The following is an 18,455-nucleotide window of genomic DNA, read 5'->3' as shown; positions in this document are numbered from 1 at the left end:
AGTCAGCGTGACCTAACGTACATAGCTAATCCAAAGCCCAAAACAGGAGGAATTGTTCGCAAAAAATATAAAGATGGCAATTAGGCAGTTTAAAACCTGATACAAGAGGCTGGCAAAGTAATCGACTGAATATGTATAACCACTTATTTTAGATACAAAAAAACCGACTCTAAGGTCGGTTTTAAAGTGGTACCAGTGGTCGGACTCGAACCGACACGCTTTTAAAGGCGGGGGATTTTGAATCCCCTGTGTATACCAATTTCACCACACTGGCACAATCACATAATTGAATAGTATCAATCAAGTGACGGGAATTATACCCATGCTTATGACAATGGCAAGCCCTTTGACTCGACTTTATCAACAAAAAATATCAAGCGCTTAAATTCCAATCGTATCTTTGCCATCAAATTCACACACTGCCATTATTCTGCGTTCAATGAAGCATCATGCCTATTATTTAAATGAGAGCAGTACCAATATAGTTTGCCAATAAATGTAACCGCGATCACATTTAAATAACATCCATACCTATTTATAGAGGGGATCATTGATCAAGATCAGTTTTGTTCATTTAATTCAGCATTATGATAACTAGGACTTTACAATTACAAGGAATTTTATCATGGCATTTTGGTTAGATTTAATGTTCGGTAACCCAATTGGATTACTCTCAATGATTGTCATTTTCAGTACTTTGGGAATTATTTCTTACTTGATGTGGATGTTCGTTGTAAAGTCAGCACCAGGCAATAACGAGTAATTTGCTTGCTGCGTTATCTTTGTTCTTAGTTTTGAATTGTTGTTTTTCAAGTAAAACTGAACCATTTCAGGGGCTAATTTAGCCCCTTTTTTATTGCTTATATAATATCAAGCCAGCGTTGATCATTAAGCGGCATGTTTACGCGGCTGCACGAGTCCACTGATAAAATGGGGCCTTGCTTTTAGTAAGTGTGACAATTCTTCTTGAGTTGGCTCACCCGCGGGTAAACGCAGCACATCACGGTTCAAATAAACCCTGGCTGCCATAGAAATCTTATACTCAGCGGTAGGACCTTGAATGGCATAGTGACGTTCGTTACCCAACTTTTCTAGGATATTAGTGTGTAACAAACTTCTGACTGCTAATTCATTTTGCGGTAAGGCCAATATCGTAGCGCCTTGAAGGAAGAACTCTCTTAGTAATGCACGTTCTGCAGGATCAAGTAACTTTACTTTTGCTTCTATGGTTTCAACGGTGCGTTTTTGACGCAAATATTGAATGGATTCATCAGCAACAAAGCTAACAAGTTGACTTAAAAAATACGCCGCACCAACAATTAACCCAAGCCCAATGATAAAACTATACTGAGATACCACCTCAGCTAAAGCCAATTTTTCTAATAAGGCTTTCGGGGCAAATAACAATGCCAAACATGCAATGACCAACCACAACATCACACTCATAAAAGTGCGCTTTGCATTGCTTAAGCTAATCGCTTTTATCATCACTTCTTTCATATACCACCCACAGTGTCAGAATTTTGAACGCCTACCGTAGCAAAGCAAAACTAATGCCACATTGATATATCAAAACAATTAAAATTCAGCATTATATTTCAGCAATAAAGCGCTTAATTAAAGGTGGCTTAAAACGTTTTTATGCACTAACTTATTTATATAAGCACTTAGAATAATTAAATAAATGTCATGCTAAAATTTTCAGGACAACTATTAACCAGCCCAATTGGTCGCAAACTGATGCTATCAATTGTGCTTTTTAGTTCTCTCATTACTCTGCTGACCACTGTTTATCAGCTATTCAATGACTACAATGGTGATGTCAGCCGAATTGATAGAGCGTTCTCAAGTATTGAAAAAGTAAACTTAGAAGTACTGGCTGCCAGTATTTGGGTTATCGATGAACGTTTAATCAACACTCAGATAGATGGTTTAAGTCAATTACCTGACATTACCTATATCTCAATCAAAGACGATAGCGGCCAAGAATGGCATGCTGGTAATTATCAACAAACCTCGGTTATCGAGAAGCAATTCGATCTCATTTACACCAATTCTAGCGATATAAAAGTCGGCACGCTTTATGTTCAAGCAGACTTAAACATCATTTATGACAGGCTCTATGACAAAGCCATTTTAATTTTGCTGTCCAATGCGATCAAAACGTTTTTAGTGGCAGGTTTCATTCTTTTCTTGGTATGGCTAAATATTACCCAACACCTATTAAAACTCAGTCAATACTGCGACAGAATTAGCCTAGAAAAGCCTTTCGAACCACTGCAATTTGATCATAAAGACAAAGATGAATTTTCTTTAGTGGCGAATGCAATTAACACCATGCAGCAACAAGTTCGTGCATCTTTTGCTGATGTGCAAGAATCTAAAAATGCTTTACAAATGGCATTAGAAGATCGCGAGCGCTTGCTCAAATTAGAACGCAGTTACAAAGATGAGTTAGCCAGACAGGTTAAAGAGCAAACTAAAGAGTTAGAGCAATCTTTACTGATCCTAAAGCGCGCGCAGCAAGTGTTAGTTGAGCAAGAAAAAATGGCTGCCCTTGGTGGATTAGTATCAGGTTTAGCCCATGAAATTAATACCCCTATCGGCATTTGTCTTACTGCAGCTAGCTCTCAACTTTCACATGTAGAAGATCTCATTAAACTTATTCATAGTGAACACGCTACGCTAGAAGAAATAAATCGAATACTGGAAGAGTACCAACAAAGCTGTCAATTGATAGTAAATAACATCACCCGCGCAAGCACCTTAATTCAAAAATTCAAAACTGTCGCAGCTGAACAGCGACATGAGAAAAACACTCAATTTAATCTAAAGCAGCAACTAGAAGATATTGTTGATTCAACGCAGATTATGTTTTCACCGCAGCATGTTGATATCAAGATGAATGTGGATGCCGATCTAGAGGTAAACAGTAACCTTAATTTGCTCAATCAAATTATCGGTAATATTATTTCAAATGCTTATACCCATGCATTCAGAGGAATTGAAGACAGCCGGATATTCATCAATGTCACCCTTGATAATGATGCGATAAACATTGAAATTCAAAACAATGGGGTAAGCATACCTAAAGAAGTCGCTGATCATATGTTCGAACCTTTCTTTACCACCACCCGCAACAAAGGAGGTATAGGACTCGGCTTGGCAGCAGCCTTTAACGCAGCAACGTTAATTCAAGGGAGCATTCGTTTTGAACCGCTTTCGCCTTTAGGTGGCCCTATGTTTATTGTCAGTTTCCCCTATACTCCGCCCCCATTATTAAGTGAAGGCAGCGTTTTTATTGATGAAGGTAATGCTGATTAACGTAATTCACTTTAATTAAACTCAATTTACGCTAAAAGATGAATAAGAAATTCAATCGACGAAGTTTCGCAGGTCTTCGTCAGCATTTAAAATAGCCTTATCGTGCGGATTTAATCGCTCAAGTTGGAAGTGGGATTATTTGACGGCTAACTTAGCTAACACTCGACTTGCCGCCATAAACCCAAAGGTGCCAGTTACCATAGTGACGGCCCCAAAGCCCGAAGCACAATCCATTCTCATACTTCCCTCTGCTGTAGCTTTTGTGGCACAAACACTACCATCGGCTTGTGGATAGACTAAATGCTGTGTTGAAAAAACGGCATCGATAGCAAAGCGTCGTTGAACATTTTTACTAAATCCGTATTCTTTGCGTAATATACTGCGAACCTTGGCTAATAATGGATCTTGTACTGTTTTGGCTAAATCAGTGACCTGAATTTGACTCGGATCCGTTTGCCCCCCCGCCCCACCAATTGTCACTAAAGGTAATTTATTGCGTTTACAATGAGCAATTAATGCCGCTTTTTGTTTTACAGCATCAATACAATCTACTACATAACTGATGGTTTTATGTTGAGGATCTTGGCGCGGGAAATAATCATTAAGGTTATCTAATGTAACAAAGTCTTCAATCTCATTTACTTGACATTCAGGGTTAATTGATAAAATACGCTGTGCCATTACCGCAACTTTTGACTGACCAATAGTGTCTGCTGTGGCATGAATTTGACGATTGGTATTGGTAACACAAATATCATCTAAATCGATAAGCGTTATTTGGCCAATGCCGCTTCTAGCTAACGACTCTGCAACCCAAGTACCGACACCGCCGATCCCCACAATAACTACATGTGCTTCAGCAAAAGTATTCAGTGCCGTCTGTCCATACAAACGTCCAATACCCGCAAATCGATTTACATATGCTTGCGACAACATTTTGATACCCTAAAAATAGCTCATTTTTCCAATTGCCTATTTTAACTGACTCGTCAGCAAAGCTAAATGCTCAAGATTTATAAATCGACGATACCCGTTTGCCAAAATCAAACGCTCGCCAAAGCAACCTTGGTAAATAAGATGATTAAAAGGTTATCACTTAGCAAGAATACCGAGCCACATTGCTGTAAACCAGTAAATTAAATGTTACCCCCGTGTAAACAAAAAGCATCTAATTAATTGAAAAATAGATGTTTTTGAACTAAACCACACTTTTGATAAAACTTTTATGTCAGACTGCGACAGCTTAAAAAAATCCGCTAGTGCTGATAAAGCGCTGGTAAATATGGGTCTAAAGACCATCGAATAATCACTACCTTAATAATAAAGGAAGATGAAAATGAAAAAAAACCTAATCACGAGTGCAATCCTTTCCTGTGCCGCATTAACCTCTTTTAGTGCACTCGCTTCAGGTCCTCAATTTTATGGCCGCGCTGATTTAGCATTAACCAATTCCGATCTAGGTGTTGCAACTCAAAACCAAAAAGACGGCACCATCATTGAAAATAATTTTTCATGGTTGGGCGTAAAGGGTTCAGAGAAAATTAATGATGACGTAGAAATTCTGTACCAAATGGAATTTGGCGTATCTAACTTTGATAATTCAGGTGATACTTTTGCAGCACGTAATAGCTTTCTTGGTGTAAAAACCGTTGCTGGTACTGCATTAGTGGGTCGTAATGACACAGTATTCAAATCTGCTGAAGGTGGCTTTGATCAATTCGGCAATACTAACTCAGATATCGATTTACTTGTTGCGGGTCAAAACCGTGAAGCTGATGGTATCAGTTACTACTCACCTAAACTTGCTGACTTAATCACGTTAAACGCAACTTACCTGGTTGATGACAACCATGTAGATGCTAAAGGTAATAAGAAATCAGCTGACTCTATGTATGCCCTTAGTGCAACACTAGGTGATAAAGCTTTTAAATCACACAATTTCTATGCTGCTGCAGCTTATCAAGATGGTATCAGCAACATCGAAGCATACCGTGGTGTAGTGCAAGGTAAATTTGGTAACTTCATTGTGGGTGGTTTATATCAACACAGTGAAAGCAATGATGCACAACTTGCTCACCTAGATGGCAATAGTTACATCATCAATGCAGCATATTTAATGGGTGACTGGAAATTTAAAGCATCTTACGGCCATGATGATTCAGGTTTAGGAAAGTACGTTAGCCGTTTCATCGGTAAAGAAACCCAATCAGATTTATCTGATGTCAGTGACATTGATTTAAAACAATTCAGTATTGGTGCTGATTACCGTGTGAGCAAAAACACTTTGGTTTATGGTCACTACACTAAATTCGATGGCGATATGTTAGTTGATACATTCAATGCCGACCTAAGTGATGATATCGTTACTGTCGGTCTTCGCGTCGATTTCTAAAAACTCAGTTCTTGACAATAAAAACGGCCAAATTGGCCGTTTTTTTATATCTCAATACATAACAATGCCCACAGAAAAACAGCAATTTAGTTAGCAAGCATACATCCCCCCGAGCTTTAATGCTAAACCAACAAAATACAAAATGTTATTTTTATGTTCGCAGGCTAAGTAGCATAAAATGCTGCATTAGTGTTAATCAGCGCTGTAAACGATCTAAATGGTCACATTTAAACATTAATTCTTAACTCAAAATTAAAAAGTTTGATCTCTACCACAATCTGTCACCCTCAAAACTGTAAAATCCGATACTAGATTGTTACATAGTCGTTTACGACATAAGTCAATATTAAAACCATTCTTAAAATGGAATTATAGAACATCACGTTCTGGGAGTATGAAAGATGAAAAAAACCTTACTATCTGCATCAGTGGCATCAATACTAGCTATCACCTCTTTTGGTGCGCTTGCTGAAGGTCCTGATTTTTATGGTCGCTTAGAGCTTGCTGTAACTTATACTGACACAGGCGCAACGTTACAAGGTGGCACTAATGGTGTGACTTTAGGCGAAAGTGGTACTTATTTCGAAAACAACTTTTCAAACGTGGGTGTTAAAGGCAGCGAAAAAATCTATGATGGTGTAGATGTTGTCTACCAAATGGAATTTCAAGTAGAAAATACTTCAGGTTCTGGTGACGTGTTCAAAGCACGTAATACCTATTTAGGCTTAAAAACTGTTGCGGGTTCTGTATTAGTAGGTCGCAACGACACAGTATTTAAACAAGCTGAAGGTGGCGTAGACGTTTTTGGTAACACAAACGCCGATATCGACCGTGTAGTCAGTGGCCAAACTCGTAGTGCTGATGGTTTTTGGTACTTCTCTCCCGTGATTGCTGATCTATTCACCGTTAATGCAACTTATTTAATGGATGATAACCAAGATGGCGCTCCTACTAATGAGTCACAGTATGCTGTGAGTGCAACATTAGGCGATAAAGCGTTAGCAAAGCATAACTACTATGTTGCTGGTGCATACAACAATGCTATTGGTGGTGTGAATGCTTACCGTGCTGTTGGCCAAGTTAAATTGGGTGACTTCAAAATTGGTGGTTTATTCCAAAATGCTGAAGATGTTGTAAATGATGATATCGATGGTAATAGCTATTTTGTTAACGTGGTATATAACTTAAATGGTGTAAATCTTAAGGCCGAATATGGCCAAGATGATGCAGGTTTTGGTAGTTACTACAAAAAGCTAGGCGGTGTTAAAGGTGCTGATGACATTAATGTGCAAAACTTTACTGTTGGTGCTGATTACCGCATTGCGAAGTCAACCTTAGTATTCGCACATTATGCAATGTATCAAGGTGATTACACCGTTGCTAACTTTAAAACTGATTTAGAAGATGACAACGTATTCTCTGTGGGTATGCGTTACGATTTCTAATTTCATTAGAGGCTAAATCATTAAGGCGACCTTTGGTCGCCTTTTTATTGAGCGTTAACTGAGCCCTCTCGATGTTTATTGGCTATGTTTTGCAGCCACTATGCTTTACGCGTCAATTTATAAGCCGCTTCATTTAACCACGGAACGTCTTTGCTCAAAAAGCGTGGGTTTTCAGCTAATACATCTTCACAGCTCAACAAGCTAATCTCAAAATATGGCGCTAAATATTGCTCGATCCACTCAGGGCTAACAGCAAATGGTGGTCCTTTTAAGGTCTCTTGCGGATAGTCTAAGGTAATAAGTAAACCAGACACATTAGCAGGAATCAGCATTGCTAAGGTTTTAGCATATTGTTGACGCAGGATCTCAGGCCAGGCAATTAATGCTGCCCTATCGTAAAACCCAGCAATATTGGCTGTCACACTAGGGGCTATAGTGAAGATATCACCTTGAATCAGCTCTATCTGATCGGCGTTAAAATATTGGTGTTGTTGCTTAGATTCAACTTGAAAAGGTAACTGGTTTTCTGCAAAAAACTGTTCAATGGCGGTTTGACTAAGTTCGCAACCTTGTACCTGATGCCCCTGCTCTGCCAAGTAACACATGTCTAACGATTTACCGCATAAGGGGACGAAAATTTTACTGTTTTCGGCTAGGCCCAATGTAGGCCAAAAGCGGATTAAAAAAGGGTTTACTTGGGGCTGGTGAAAGCCAATTTGTTGCATCTTCCACTTTTCATGCCAAAACTGAGGTTCCATCTTTGTTTCTCCCGCGAATAAAATTGCTGGCTCACTTTATAAGCTTGAAACAATAGAAGCAACTTAATCATCTTGCTAATCGCTGGATGATTCCCCTTTCAGGGTAAGCTGAACTTGACGTAACCATACACAATTTTCACACTGACAATTACGACGTGATAAATGGTGTGGAGATAAACTTGAATCAACAAAATCAACAGCGACCAAAATTTGCTGTTTCAAATCTTCAATAGATTTTTCCTCCATAGCTACCATTTCATCATTATGATTAATCCACACACACTCTTCCCCTTGGTGACAAGTAATACATTGCTCATCGGAGGCATTAAAAAAGACGGCATGGGGGCAATGAGTCACTTCCATCGACTTCAATATACGTGAGCGAGGAAAGTCAAATAGTTGAATTAAATCTGCTTTGTTGATATTTGACATAAGCGTCTCCCTGTTAAAGCTATGATTAAATCTCCCTTCATCTTACCGATTACATGCCCTTACTAAATTGATACACATCAAGGTTTACTTAACCAATAAAATTAGTTAGGAAGCCCTTGAAGTCAACGCCAGATAAGGATTAAATAACTTAAGCACATTAAGGGGATATCATTTGCAAACGCCGCAATTACAGCAATTTTATATTAATGAAGAACAGTCGATTTATTTATTAAAAGCCAATGATGCTCGTAAACATAAAGCGTGGATACGTTTGTGTAAGCAACAGCTCAGTAAACTTGGTTATTATGAAATCGAATTTATTGGTAAAGGGGCTTATGGTTTTGTATTCGCAGGGATAAATACTATTGGCGAATCCCATGTGTTTAAATTTTCGCGCTTAACCTTGCCACAAAATATTCAAGACAGGCTTGAAGAAGAAGCCTACATGCTGAGTTTAGTTAAGCACCCCAATGTGCCTGCGGCAATAAAGTTTGAACGCGTAGGCAAGCAAGGGATTTTGGTGATGGAGCGCGCCAAGGGTGAAGATTTAGATAAAATTTGCCAAAGATTAGGCGCGCTGCCTGCGTGGATGATCGTTAGTATCGCGCGGCAACTGGCCAACATTTTGTATTACTTACGCAAAGGCAAACCTCTAGTCCATGGCGATATTAAGCCATCAAATTTGGTTTATGATATTGAAACTGACAAATTATCATTAATCGATTGGGGCTCAGCCGTTTTTGCGCAACGTGATGAGTACGATCGCCCGGTAGATGATAATGTGATGTCGTTAATGTCCAGCGATCAGCATCAAACGAATGCGCGGATGGGCGATGTTTACTTTATTGGAGATGCACAACTGAATGGTGCATTGTCATCGGCTAGATTTGATGAACAAGGTGTTGCGGGTACTTTGTATGCTTTAGCCTCAGGACAAAGCAGCCGTTTTGGTACTAAAATCATTCCCGCCACCAGCATAGGCTTACCCATAGAATTGGCAAAAACGTTAGATGGCATGCTAAGCGATGATCCCGAATTACGCTGCCGTGCAGGAGATTACTTTTTAAAGAGTATGCGCCACAGCCATAGAATGCACTTACCTGCCATTAGCTATCTGCCCACTAAATCTGACATTCCTGTATGGGTTCAACCTCGCACCAGAGCCATTGAAACCGTCAGTTATAGCTCGCGTAAATCTTTTCTAAAAGAACACAATGATCACGACCCGATTGCGGATATTGACGATGTACAAGTTGATAAGTATTACCGTAACTTTATGGTGGGGATGGCTGACACCGAAAAAGGCTTTATTGCTGCGGTGGGAAGGCTCGCGCAATATCCGATTGTGGGTGGACTGGCCATCCATTGGCAACCAACAGGGGTTTACATTGATTCCAACCTAGCGACCTACGATCCCACACAAAAAACAGCTCTTATAGTAGCGGTTAACAATATGGTCACTATGGCCAGAGGAATTAAGCGCATTGGGGTATTTAAGGCCTGTTTCTTTAATGCAAAAGACACATTGCATATCGAGCGCAGTAGCCCAGACATGCCATTTGAAGCCAGCGGAGAAATGCAATTACCTTTTGAGGTTGGTGACGTCCCCTCTTTAGAAGATAAGTCACGATTACATTCCTATTTTGAAGATGGTAAAGATCCAGAAGAAAACCTCGAGCTTCCTGCTGAAATCATGACTGAATTAGGCTGGTTAAATCAAATACACCACACAGGTTGTATTATTTTTGAAGCTTTACCGACTCACTTAAAAATTCACAGTTATTTACGCTTACTCAACCCGCGTAAACAAGCGGCTTTTCGAGCTAGCCTTGATAGAATTATTGCCAACGCGAGCAAAATACAAGGTCATGGGATCAGTGGGTTCATGAAGTTACCCTATAAAAATACCCGTCAGTTTTCTCATTTAGACAAAAAACCAGATCTATTCTACCCAAAAAATCCCAAACTACAGACAACATAAAACCGAGCCCCTGAGGTGACTCGGTTTTGTTATATCCATTTTGATAGCCAAAGATAGTGTGAGCCTAAAATGTTAAATTGGCGAACCTGGTGGCATAGCCAAAGGTTCAGCTATCATTTTAAACTCAGGTGTTTGCAGACCTTTTTCTATGCCCGCATATAGCCAATCATAGTGGGCTGCCTGATATTCGCTAGCACGAGTACTTCGACGTTTAAGCTGTTTTAAGGTAAATTCAAGTTTAGCCAGCAATTGCGCCTTCACTTCGGGGGCGGTTTGACTATCATGATAAGCCTTTAATATCCCTTCAATCACCACAGCATTCACCCGCAGCTTAATGCCTAATGTTGCGCCTCTATTAAGGTCTTGATAAACCGTCGCACCAATCAATTTATCCAACAGGCTTACGACAGAAAGCTGTTCAGCATCGTGCATAAACCCTTGGTTAATGCGGTTTAAACGCTGCGGCGCTAATATTTGGCTAACGATATGACGGCTCATCACTTCTGCCATACCTAATTCATCGGCGACCACACCAGTATTGCCGTTAAAACTTTCACGGCTTTTACGATAATTGCCCGCTTTAGGTACTAAGGCGGTTATGACATTAGCCGGAACAGCTAAACTCTGAGCAGATAAACTAGCAAGTAATGCCTCCAACGCCGCAAACTGTTTTGCTGGGGCGGCATAATGCCAACTTAACCCTGCACCTAATTGTTGGTAACTATAATCCGTTCCCCCCAACCATTTGGCAGCCGCCTCAACTTGATAGCGGGTGAGTAAATACATAGGCACAAAGACATCGGCAAGTTCACCCTTTGGCTCATCTTTTAATAGGGCCTGAGCATTAAATTGTTCAATGGCATGTCGACGCACAGTTTCTAAACGCAATAACTCAGCAACTGCATCACTGCCATTATCCCAAAGGCTGGCGTAAACATGGCTAGCACTGGCGTCACGCGAGTCAGTTTCGCCAATATAACGGTAGCCTTTACTCATGGCCAAATTAAGCAAATTGTCCTGATTAGCCTGCGGGCCATAACCAAACGCCACCGTATATTTATCCCATTCACCAATACCCTCGGTGTAAGGCGAATCTATTGCGATCGCGTTATTTTCCAAACGCACGTAGGGATGTGGGTAATCCATAACGGATGCATTTTCATTGGTTGATGCGGCAAAATTATGGTCAAAACCCAGCGTATGGCCTACTTCATGGGCTGATAACTGGCGAATGCGCGCTAATGATAATGCCATTGCCGCATCGGCGGCCGCTTCTCTATCTGGCCAGTCAGCGGTTAATCCACGGGCAATGAGATGATCTTGTCTGACGCGCAAACTGCCGAGGGTAACATGACCTTTAATGATTTCGCCCGTTCGTGGGTCGGTAATTGCCGAACCGTATGACCACCCCCGTGTGGCACGATGCACCCATTGGATCATGTTATAGCGAATATCCTGCGGGTCGGCATCTTCGGGTAACATTTCCACCTTAAAACCATTAATAAACCCTGCATCATTAAACGCGTCTTCCCACCAGCGTGCGCCATCTAAAAGTGCCGTTCTAATGGGTTCTGGTACGCCAGGATCGAGATAATAAGTAATCGGTTTTATGACTTCACTTGGAGCATCACCGGGGGTGACTTTTTCAAGGCGATGACGCAATAAATAGCGCTGCACGATTGGCTCATCGACTTGGGTCGAATAGTCTAAATGTTCATCAGATAGGTAACCGCTCATCGGATGATAAGCACGTGGTTGGTAACCAGCCTCAGGCAACGCGACAAACGAGTAACGCATCCTGACGGACATAAACTTGGCATCGGGGGTGACTTCAGCAACTTGCTGCCCAGGCTGCTGGGCAGTAAAAGTAAGATTAACGTCGATATCCGCATTTCGGGCAAATGATTTGACTTGCTCAGGCATGATAACTGAGCGCTGTGAATCAAGTGTATACGCCCCTTGCTTTGTCGATGCTAAAACATCGGACACACCATGTAAGTCATTAATCACTAAGTCGTTAATCGACACTAATGCGGCTTTACCTTGAAGCAATTTACCACGCCATAAAATGGATTCAGCAAAAGCCTGCTTAACGGATTGCTGTTCAGCTTGATTATCGCTACTGGCTCTAAAATAAGTATTAAGTTGTTTTAAAACGATATAAGGACCATGTTGCTCAAACTGCACCATTCGGGTGCGCCCCAACTGCCCTCTGTCTAAGCCGATATCATTTGAGCCCACACCATGGGGTAAACTGGTTAACAATAAAAAAGGCTGGTTCAGCTTATTGGCCTGTAAATAGAGCTGGCCTTCAACATTGTCATAATAAAGATTAATAAAACCTTCGGCAGCTTGACTGTTTTTTATCACTTTTTCGGCGCTTTCAGCTGCGATAGCTTGAGTCGATAATGTTGATAGCGACAATACAGGGCTGATGGCCAAGAGTATTGCCAAAGAGAGCTGACGAGGTTTCATGTGCTAATCCTTGTTTTGATTCTAGCCTAAATCACAATGCCATCCATTACGCATAACACAAAAAGATCATTAGGCTTTATTATTGTTTTTATATTCAATCCAATAAGATAAGGTGTCAAATAACTCATTTAACACTATCGGTTTGGTAATGTGCGCATTCATGCCCGCTGCCAAACTTTTTTCGCGGTCGCCTGACATCGCATGGGCTGTCATGGCAATAATCGGCATTTGCTGCGCACTGTAGCGTTTACGCAATTCTTTCGATGCTGTTAATCCGTCCATCACCGGCATTTGTATATCCATTAACACGGCATCGAATGGTCGGGTATCAATCAAATCTAAGGCAATTTGGCCGTTATCAGCCATAACCACTTCATAACCCGCACTTTTTAATAACTCAGATGCCACTTGTTGGTTAATAAAGTTATCTTCAACCAATAAAACCAATCCCGATTGCTGCTCTTGCACATCTTCTTTCGGCACAGACTGCACATTCAGTTTTGGCTCTTTTGCAAAGGCACTGATAATTTCATCAAACAACGCGGAGGCTTTAAAAGGCTTCTGTAATATCGCGTGGATGTTTCTATCAGCAACATCGTCGGCTAAAGGCTCAGCACTGTATGCGGTCATCAGAATAATGATTGGCCGTTTAGATAATCGACCATCCGCCACCATTTCATCGACTTTGGTTAGCATTTCTAATCCGCCCATTTCAGGCATCATCCAATCTAACAAAATTAAATCAACTGGCTGTTTTGCTAAACAATCTAACGCTTGTTGGCCACTGGATGCGGTACGCACGCCAAAACTGAAATCTTTCATCAACGCAGAGTAAATCTGCAATGCACTTGGGTTATCATCCACCACTAATGTGGTTAAATTATTCAACTGCTCGGGTACCACCAATGGCTCGACGATGTTTTCTTCGGCAATTTCAAAACTAATGGTAAAGCTAAAAGTACTGCCCTGGTTGATTTCAGACTCCACTTGCATAGTGCCACCCATCATAGACACAAGATGTTTACTGATGGATAAACCTAAACCTGTACCGCCGTATTTTCGAGTCGTTGAACCATCGGCCTGTGAAAACGCATCAAACAATTTAGACTGCTGCTCTTTGCTAATACCAATGCCTGTGTCTCTGACCCAAAACTTCAATGTGATGCGATGGTCACGCTCACCAACATCTTCACAACCGAGCTCAATCTCACCATTTTGAGTAAATTTAACCGCATTAGACAATAAGTTAACTAACACCTGACCCAAACGCAGTGGATCGCCATTTAAAATAAGCCCTGCTGTTACGGGTGCATAGAGTAATAATTCGACACCACGCTCCTGAGCTTTAATGGCATTCATATCTAATACATGATCAAGCACTTTATCTAACGGGAATGCGACCCGCTCTAACTCTAATTTACCGGCTTCAATTTTAGAGAAATCGAGAATGTCATTAATGATCCGCAATAAAGACTGCGCTGAGAATCCCGCTTTACTGAGGTAATCCTCTTGCTGCGGAGTCAAACTGGTGCGCTGGGCTAACTGTAACATGCCAATAATCGCATTCATGGGGGTACGAATTTCATGGCTCATGTTCGCCAAAAATTCACTCTTGTACATGTTGGCTAATTCCGCGTCTTGCTTGGCTTCAAGCAAGGCAACTTCGTTACTCTTTTGACGTGTAATGTCTTTGTGTGTGCCAAGCATACGCTTAGTTTGGCCAGAGTCAGAAAACTCTACCGCACGCCCACGTGACAATAGCCAATGGTATTCACCGAGTTTGCCTTTCATTCTGAATTCAATTTCATAGGCATCCGTAGGGTCCAGCAAATACTGGCTACGGTATTCTTGCACTCGGTCTCTGTCATCGGGATGGGTTAAGCCATCAATTGAGGATAATAGTGCAGGAAACTCATTGGGCGCATAGCCTAGCATCGAGTAAAATGCAGGGTTACAAATAATTTGCTCTGAATCTATGTACCAATCCCATAAACCATCTTCAACCGCATCCATCGCCATGTGGTAACGCTCTTCTGACAAACGTAATTGTTCGGCAGATTCGTATTCGCGAGTGATGTCTCGCCAAATTGAAATTAATCCAAGTAACTCATTACGGCGGTTGTAGAAGGGTAATTTGAACGCATCGAGCAATACTGGTTTGCCCGCAATTTCAATGCGTTCTTTGTACTGCATAGAGTTTTTATCATCTAAGATTTTTTTATCTTCTGCCAGAATACGTTTACCTTGTTCTGGGCTGGTAAAGTCACCTGTGGTTAAGCCAATAATGTCGCTTTCATTCACGCCTAACATGCGCTCGGCAGACTTATTACACCCAAGATACTTACCTTCTTTATCTTTAAAAACAATCGCTTCTGGTAGAGAGTCAATCAACGACCTTAATAACGCAAATTCTCGTTCGCGACGTTCAGTGGTGTCGCGTAGCCTTTGAGTGCGGCTAGCCACTAAGTTATCAAGGCGCTTGTTTTGCTCAGCCAAATGGCGAGTATATTGCTGATTCTCTTCAAAAATGCGGCTCACCAGTAAAAACCATGGCTCCCACCCTGGGCTCATTTTTTCTGGTGGTGCTAAAGGCGATTGTGAACACGCTTCCAAATGGGTTAATAGCCTTGATGCTGGACTAACAAAAGCGCGGCGGGTTTGCCAATGCACTATGGTCACCAACACTGACAGTGCTAAAACGACTAAAATAAACGTCAGCTGAAGCTTTTCCCACGAGTCTTTAAATAGTGCGCCTTCTTCTTGAATATACAGCAAGCGCCAAGGGGCATTATGCAATGCCACCGAGTGAATATAATGGCCATTGCGTAAAATACCTTCATGGGCGTCAAACAATTCTGACTCAGACAATGAATGTAATTCCGCTGGAATACGTTGACTAATGTGGTAGACCCGATTCATTTCATTAGAGTCAAAATCGCTATGGGATAAAATATTATTTTGCTGATCCAACAGGATCACTGTCCCTGGCATTTTGAAATACGTGCGGATTTGTTTCGCGAGTGACGCCAAGGTCATGTCCAGATTAATGGTGCCGATAAAATCATCTTCAAGATAAACCGGTAAGCCCAAGGTGGTTAATAATCCCTGCTGACCCGCATCAACGTAGGCTGGACTCCAAAACGCATTGCGCTGGGGATTGAGTTTTGGGGTCGCTAATTGAAACTGTTGTTTGTTTAATTGTTCTTCTTTAAAACGTTGATCATTATTACTCCAAGGAAAATAAGACATCATTTTGCGCTTAGAAACATAATAAATTGACGAGGCTTTGGGCGCGGCTTCTTTTGCAACAGGGAAGGATAACGATAACTCAAAAAGCATTTCGAGTTCTTGGTAAAACTGTTCGCTGCGGCCATCAAGCGAGCCCATGCCAGTAATGCGTCCCATATTGGTAAAGGGTTCACCGCTTTTTACATAGTTAGGTTCTAGACTGAAGTATTGGCCATCGGCGTTGAATTTTTCATATTGAGGCAGGCGATCTTTACGTACTTGCTCACCTAAACGCAGATGATCAATGGCAACATCCCGCAAGCTTTTAACCGCACGAATACTGGATTCCAGTAATAAATCGATTTGTAAAACGTGCCGGGCAACCTGATCTTCACGCTGTTCTATTTGTACTTCTTTCTGACGTTCATAAAAAATGGCAGCAGAAATTAGTGACATAACAATTACACCAATGTAAGTGTAAAAAACCGCGCGGTTATAGTTACGTTGAATAGGTGATTTTAGCTGTAAATCTGGCTCTGTTGGTTTCATTCCATACCCTTTGCGACAGCGCCTTTTTATTCAGGAGCAGGTGTCGGCGTAATATCAGAGTAGGTTATCACGCACGCAATAAATTAATACAAGGTTCATAATATCAGGAACATAGTCGCAATCACACGCTTTAATATCAATCTCATTCGATTAAATAGCGCCATATCAAGCTATGCAAGCGCAAACGACAATATTCAGCATAAAAAAAGGCTACAGGGGTTATTGTAGCCTTTATTTAATAGTTTGAACCTTGTTAAGTTGAAATGAGTTTTAGGTTAAAGATGCTCTTCAGCAAATTCTGCTAGGCGAGAACGTACAACGCCATTTAAATACACATTGGCACTGCCTTCAAAATCTTTAAATCGCTCAACAATGTAAGTAAGTCCTGATGTGACTGCCGTTAAATAAGTGGTATCAATTTGGGCTAAGTTACCACTACAGATTAACTTTGTCCCTTCCCCCATTCGAGTGATCATGGTCTTTATCTGCGACGCGGTTAGGTTTTGGCATTCATCCAAAATGACCACAGCGTTTTGAATAGAACGACCCCGCATAAAATTAATCGATTTAAACTGAATATTGGCTTTTTCCATGATGTAATTCACGCTACCCGTTGGATTAACATCGTTTTTATGCAGCACTTCTAATGTGTCGGTGATAGCCGCTAACCAAGGAGCCATTTTCTCCTCTTCGGTGCCAGGTAAAAAACCGATTGATTCGGCAATCTCTGGGGTATTTCTGGTTACAATAATTTTATCGTAGCGTTTTTTCTCAATCACTAATTCAAGTGCTGAGGCCATTGCAAGTAGGGTTTTACCGCATCCTGCTGGACCGGTTAAAATAATCAATTCAATATCTGGGTCTAGCAATGCATCTAAGGCCATACCTTGATAGATATTTTTGGGCTTAATTCCCCATGCTTCATGGTGCATTAAGCGTTCACGGCCGCGATCGATAATATCCAGCTGGGTATCATTTTTGGCAGCAACTCTGCCACAAAAATCAGATGATTCATCGATCAAATACTGGTTTATGTAAAATGGCTCTTTTCCTAAATGCTCTAAGGGGACTTGATGAACCGTATGACGGCCAACTCTGTCGGTTGAGACTTTATCAACCTGACTCCAAAAATCACCGTCGAACTGATAAAAGCCTTTAGCAAGAAAACGAATATCATCAATAAGTTGATCGGTACGGTAATCTTCAACTCGCTCAATACCCGCTCCTTTGGCTTTGAGGCGCATGTTGATATCTTTAGTGACTAACACAACAGTACGGGGATGATGCTGCTTTTGAAGATAAAGTGCGGTATTGATAATACGGTTATCGTTATTGTCTCCGGGCAGCGCGCCCATGGTGAAGTCAATTTGATGGTCAGGGAAAATGGATAAACTGCCCGATACGTCTAAATGGCCCTCTCTACTGGGTAAAGGTACGCCTTGAATAATCTGTTCTGGAGTGGTTGAGCCGCCTAAAATATCCTCTAAGGCTCTTATCGCTACACGTGCATCTCGGCTTACATCGCGTTTTCGATCTTTTATGCTATCAAGTTCTTCTAATACGGTCATAGGGACGATTACGTCATGTTCCTTAAACGAATATATCGCTAATGGTTCATGCAGTAACACGTTGGTATCCAATACAAACAACTTTCTGTCGTTTTGTTCCATGGCGCCTCCGCTGTGCTGATTTATCAAATTCACCTGCTAAATAATGACCTTTTAAAGTGCCATTCTGGCTGAGCATTTAGTAAACATCACCCTCTAAATATGGCAGTGGCTTAGCAAAAGCTCAACTATTTGTTTGCGGTGACATGACATTTATATGGAGGCTTAATGACATCCCTATGACACTTATGTCGATAATTTGAA

At 41.2% G+C, this 18,455-nt stretch carries 12 protein-coding genes and 1 tRNA gene; 5 read left to right on the top strand and 8 right to left on the bottom strand.

Annotated features, from left to right (window positions below; all coding sequences use genetic code 11):
• Positions 1–187: 187 nt before the first annotated feature.
• Positions 188–274, bottom strand: a tRNA-Leu gene (locus tag OHT75_RS02590).
• 351 nt (positions 275–625) lie between these two features.
• On the opposite strand from OHT75_RS02590, the gene OHT75_RS02585 reads away from it, so the two are divergent.
• On the top strand, positions 626–763 hold the full coding sequence (locus OHT75_RS02585) for a DUF3149 domain-containing protein (RefSeq protein ID WP_188840902.1): 138 nt from the start codon (positions 626–628) through the stop codon (positions 761–763).
• A 125-nt stretch (positions 764–888) separates the two neighbouring features.
• Here OHT75_RS02585 and OHT75_RS02580 read toward each other — a convergent pair whose 3' ends face one another.
• On the bottom strand, positions 889–1,500 hold the full coding sequence (locus OHT75_RS02580) for a superinfection exclusion B family protein (RefSeq protein ID WP_264724848.1): 612 nt from the start codon (positions 1,498–1,500) through the stop codon (positions 889–891).
• A 189-nt stretch (positions 1,501–1,689) separates the two neighbouring features.
• Here OHT75_RS02580 and OHT75_RS02575 point away from each other — a divergent pair, with 189 nt between their 5' ends.
• A complete protein-coding gene (locus tag OHT75_RS02575) occupies positions 1,690–3,324 on the top strand; it encodes a sensor histidine kinase (protein WP_264724847.1) in 1,635 nt (544 codons plus the stop codon).
• 135 nt (positions 3,325–3,459) lie between these two features.
• Here OHT75_RS02575 and tcdA read toward each other — a convergent pair whose 3' ends face one another.
• Positions 3,460–4,257, bottom strand: a complete 798-nt coding sequence (gene tcdA, locus OHT75_RS02570; protein ID WP_264725137.1) for a tRNA cyclic N6-threonylcarbamoyladenosine(37) synthase TcdA — start codon at positions 4,255–4,257, stop codon at positions 3,460–3,462.
• Positions 4,258–4,660: 403 nt separating this feature from the next.
• Here tcdA and OHT75_RS02565 point away from each other — a divergent pair, with 403 nt between their 5' ends.
• Positions 4,661–5,716, top strand: coding sequence for a porin (locus OHT75_RS02565; RefSeq protein ID WP_264724846.1), 1,056 nt, complete (start codon positions 4,661–4,663; stop codon positions 5,714–5,716).
• A 401-nt stretch (positions 5,717–6,117) separates the two neighbouring features.
• Positions 6,118–7,161, top strand: a complete 1,044-nt coding sequence (locus OHT75_RS02560) for a porin (RefSeq protein ID WP_264724845.1) — start codon at positions 6,118–6,120, stop codon at positions 7,159–7,161.
• A gap of 98 nt (positions 7,162–7,259) precedes the next feature.
• On the opposite strand, the gene OHT75_RS02555 is transcribed toward OHT75_RS02560, so the two are convergent.
• Positions 7,260–7,919 (bottom strand): thiopurine S-methyltransferase, encoded by a 660-nt coding sequence (locus OHT75_RS02555; protein ID WP_264724844.1) that lies wholly within the window; start codon positions 7,917–7,919, stop codon positions 7,260–7,262.
• 75 nt (positions 7,920–7,994) lie between these two features.
• Positions 7,995–8,351 (bottom strand): hypothetical protein, encoded by a 357-nt coding sequence (locus OHT75_RS02550; RefSeq protein ID WP_264724843.1) that lies wholly within the window; start codon positions 8,349–8,351, stop codon positions 7,995–7,997.
• 172 nt (positions 8,352–8,523) lie between these two features.
• Between OHT75_RS02550 and OHT75_RS02545 the strand changes: the two genes are divergently transcribed.
• Positions 8,524–10,332: a protein kinase domain-containing protein gene (locus tag OHT75_RS02545; RefSeq protein ID WP_264724842.1), complete on the top strand. Its 1,809-nt coding sequence runs from the start codon at positions 8,524–8,526 to the stop codon at positions 10,330–10,332.
• 72 nt (positions 10,333–10,404) lie between these two features.
• Here the strand turns inward: OHT75_RS02545 and OHT75_RS02540 are convergent, their stop codons facing one another.
• From OHT75_RS02540 to OHT75_RS02530, 3 genes are all read right to left on the bottom strand, one after another.
• The gene (locus OHT75_RS02540) at positions 10,405–12,807 is read right to left on the bottom strand and encodes a zinc-dependent metalloprotease (RefSeq protein WP_264724841.1); all 2,403 of its coding nucleotides are present in this window, start codon (positions 12,805–12,807) and stop codon (positions 10,405–10,407) included.
• Positions 12,808–12,876: 69 nt separating this feature from the next.
• Entirely contained in the window at positions 12,877–16,584 is a 3,708-nt protein-coding gene (locus tag OHT75_RS02535; protein ID WP_264724840.1) for a response regulator, read from the bottom strand.
• Positions 16,585–16,859: 275 nt separating this feature from the next.
• A complete protein-coding gene (locus tag OHT75_RS02530) occupies positions 16,860–18,254 on the bottom strand; it encodes a PhoH family protein (RefSeq protein WP_264724839.1) in 1,395 nt (464 codons plus the stop codon).
• Positions 18,255–18,455 lie beyond the last annotated feature (201 nt).

Origin of the sequence: Shewanella subflava (genome assembly GCF_025971955.1) — a bacterium.
GTDB lineage: Bacteria > Pseudomonadota > Gammaproteobacteria > Enterobacterales > Shewanellaceae > Shewanella > Shewanella subflava.
This window is presented reverse-complemented; position numbering and strand designations above follow the sequence as displayed.

Excerpts from the sequence above, each read along its gene's own strand:
- OHT75_RS02585 (WP_188840902.1), top strand. The coding sequence starts at position 626 with ATGGCATTTTGGTTAGATTTAATGTTCGGTAACCCAATTGGATTACTC.
- OHT75_RS02580 (WP_264724848.1), bottom strand. The coding sequence starts at position 1,500 with ATGAAAGAAGTGATGATAAAAGCGATTAGCTTAAGCAATGCAAAGCGC.
- OHT75_RS02575 (WP_264724847.1), top strand. The coding sequence starts at position 1,690 with ATGCTAAAATTTTCAGGACAACTATTAACCAGCCCAATTGGTCGCAAA.
- OHT75_RS02565 (WP_264724846.1), top strand. The coding sequence starts at position 4,661 with ATGAAAAAAAACCTAATCACGAGTGCAATCCTTTCCTGTGCCGCATTA.
- OHT75_RS02560 (WP_264724845.1), top strand. The coding sequence starts at position 6,118 with ATGAAAAAAACCTTACTATCTGCATCAGTGGCATCAATACTAGCTATC.
- OHT75_RS02555 (WP_264724844.1), bottom strand. The coding sequence starts at position 7,919 with ATGGAACCTCAGTTTTGGCATGAAAAGTGGAAGATGCAACAAATTGGC.
- OHT75_RS02550 (WP_264724843.1), bottom strand. The coding sequence starts at position 8,351 with ATGTCAAATATCAACAAAGCAGATTTAATTCAACTATTTGACTTTCCT.
- OHT75_RS02540 (WP_264724841.1), bottom strand. The coding sequence starts at position 12,807 with ATGAAACCTCGTCAGCTCTCTTTGGCAATACTCTTGGCCATCAGCCCT.
- OHT75_RS02535 (WP_264724840.1), bottom strand. The coding sequence starts at position 16,584 with ATGAAACCAACAGAGCCAGATTTACAGCTAAAATCACCTATTCAACGT.
- OHT75_RS02530 (WP_264724839.1), bottom strand. The coding sequence starts at position 18,254 with ATGGAACAAAACGACAGAAAGTTGTTTGTATTGGATACCAACGTGTTA.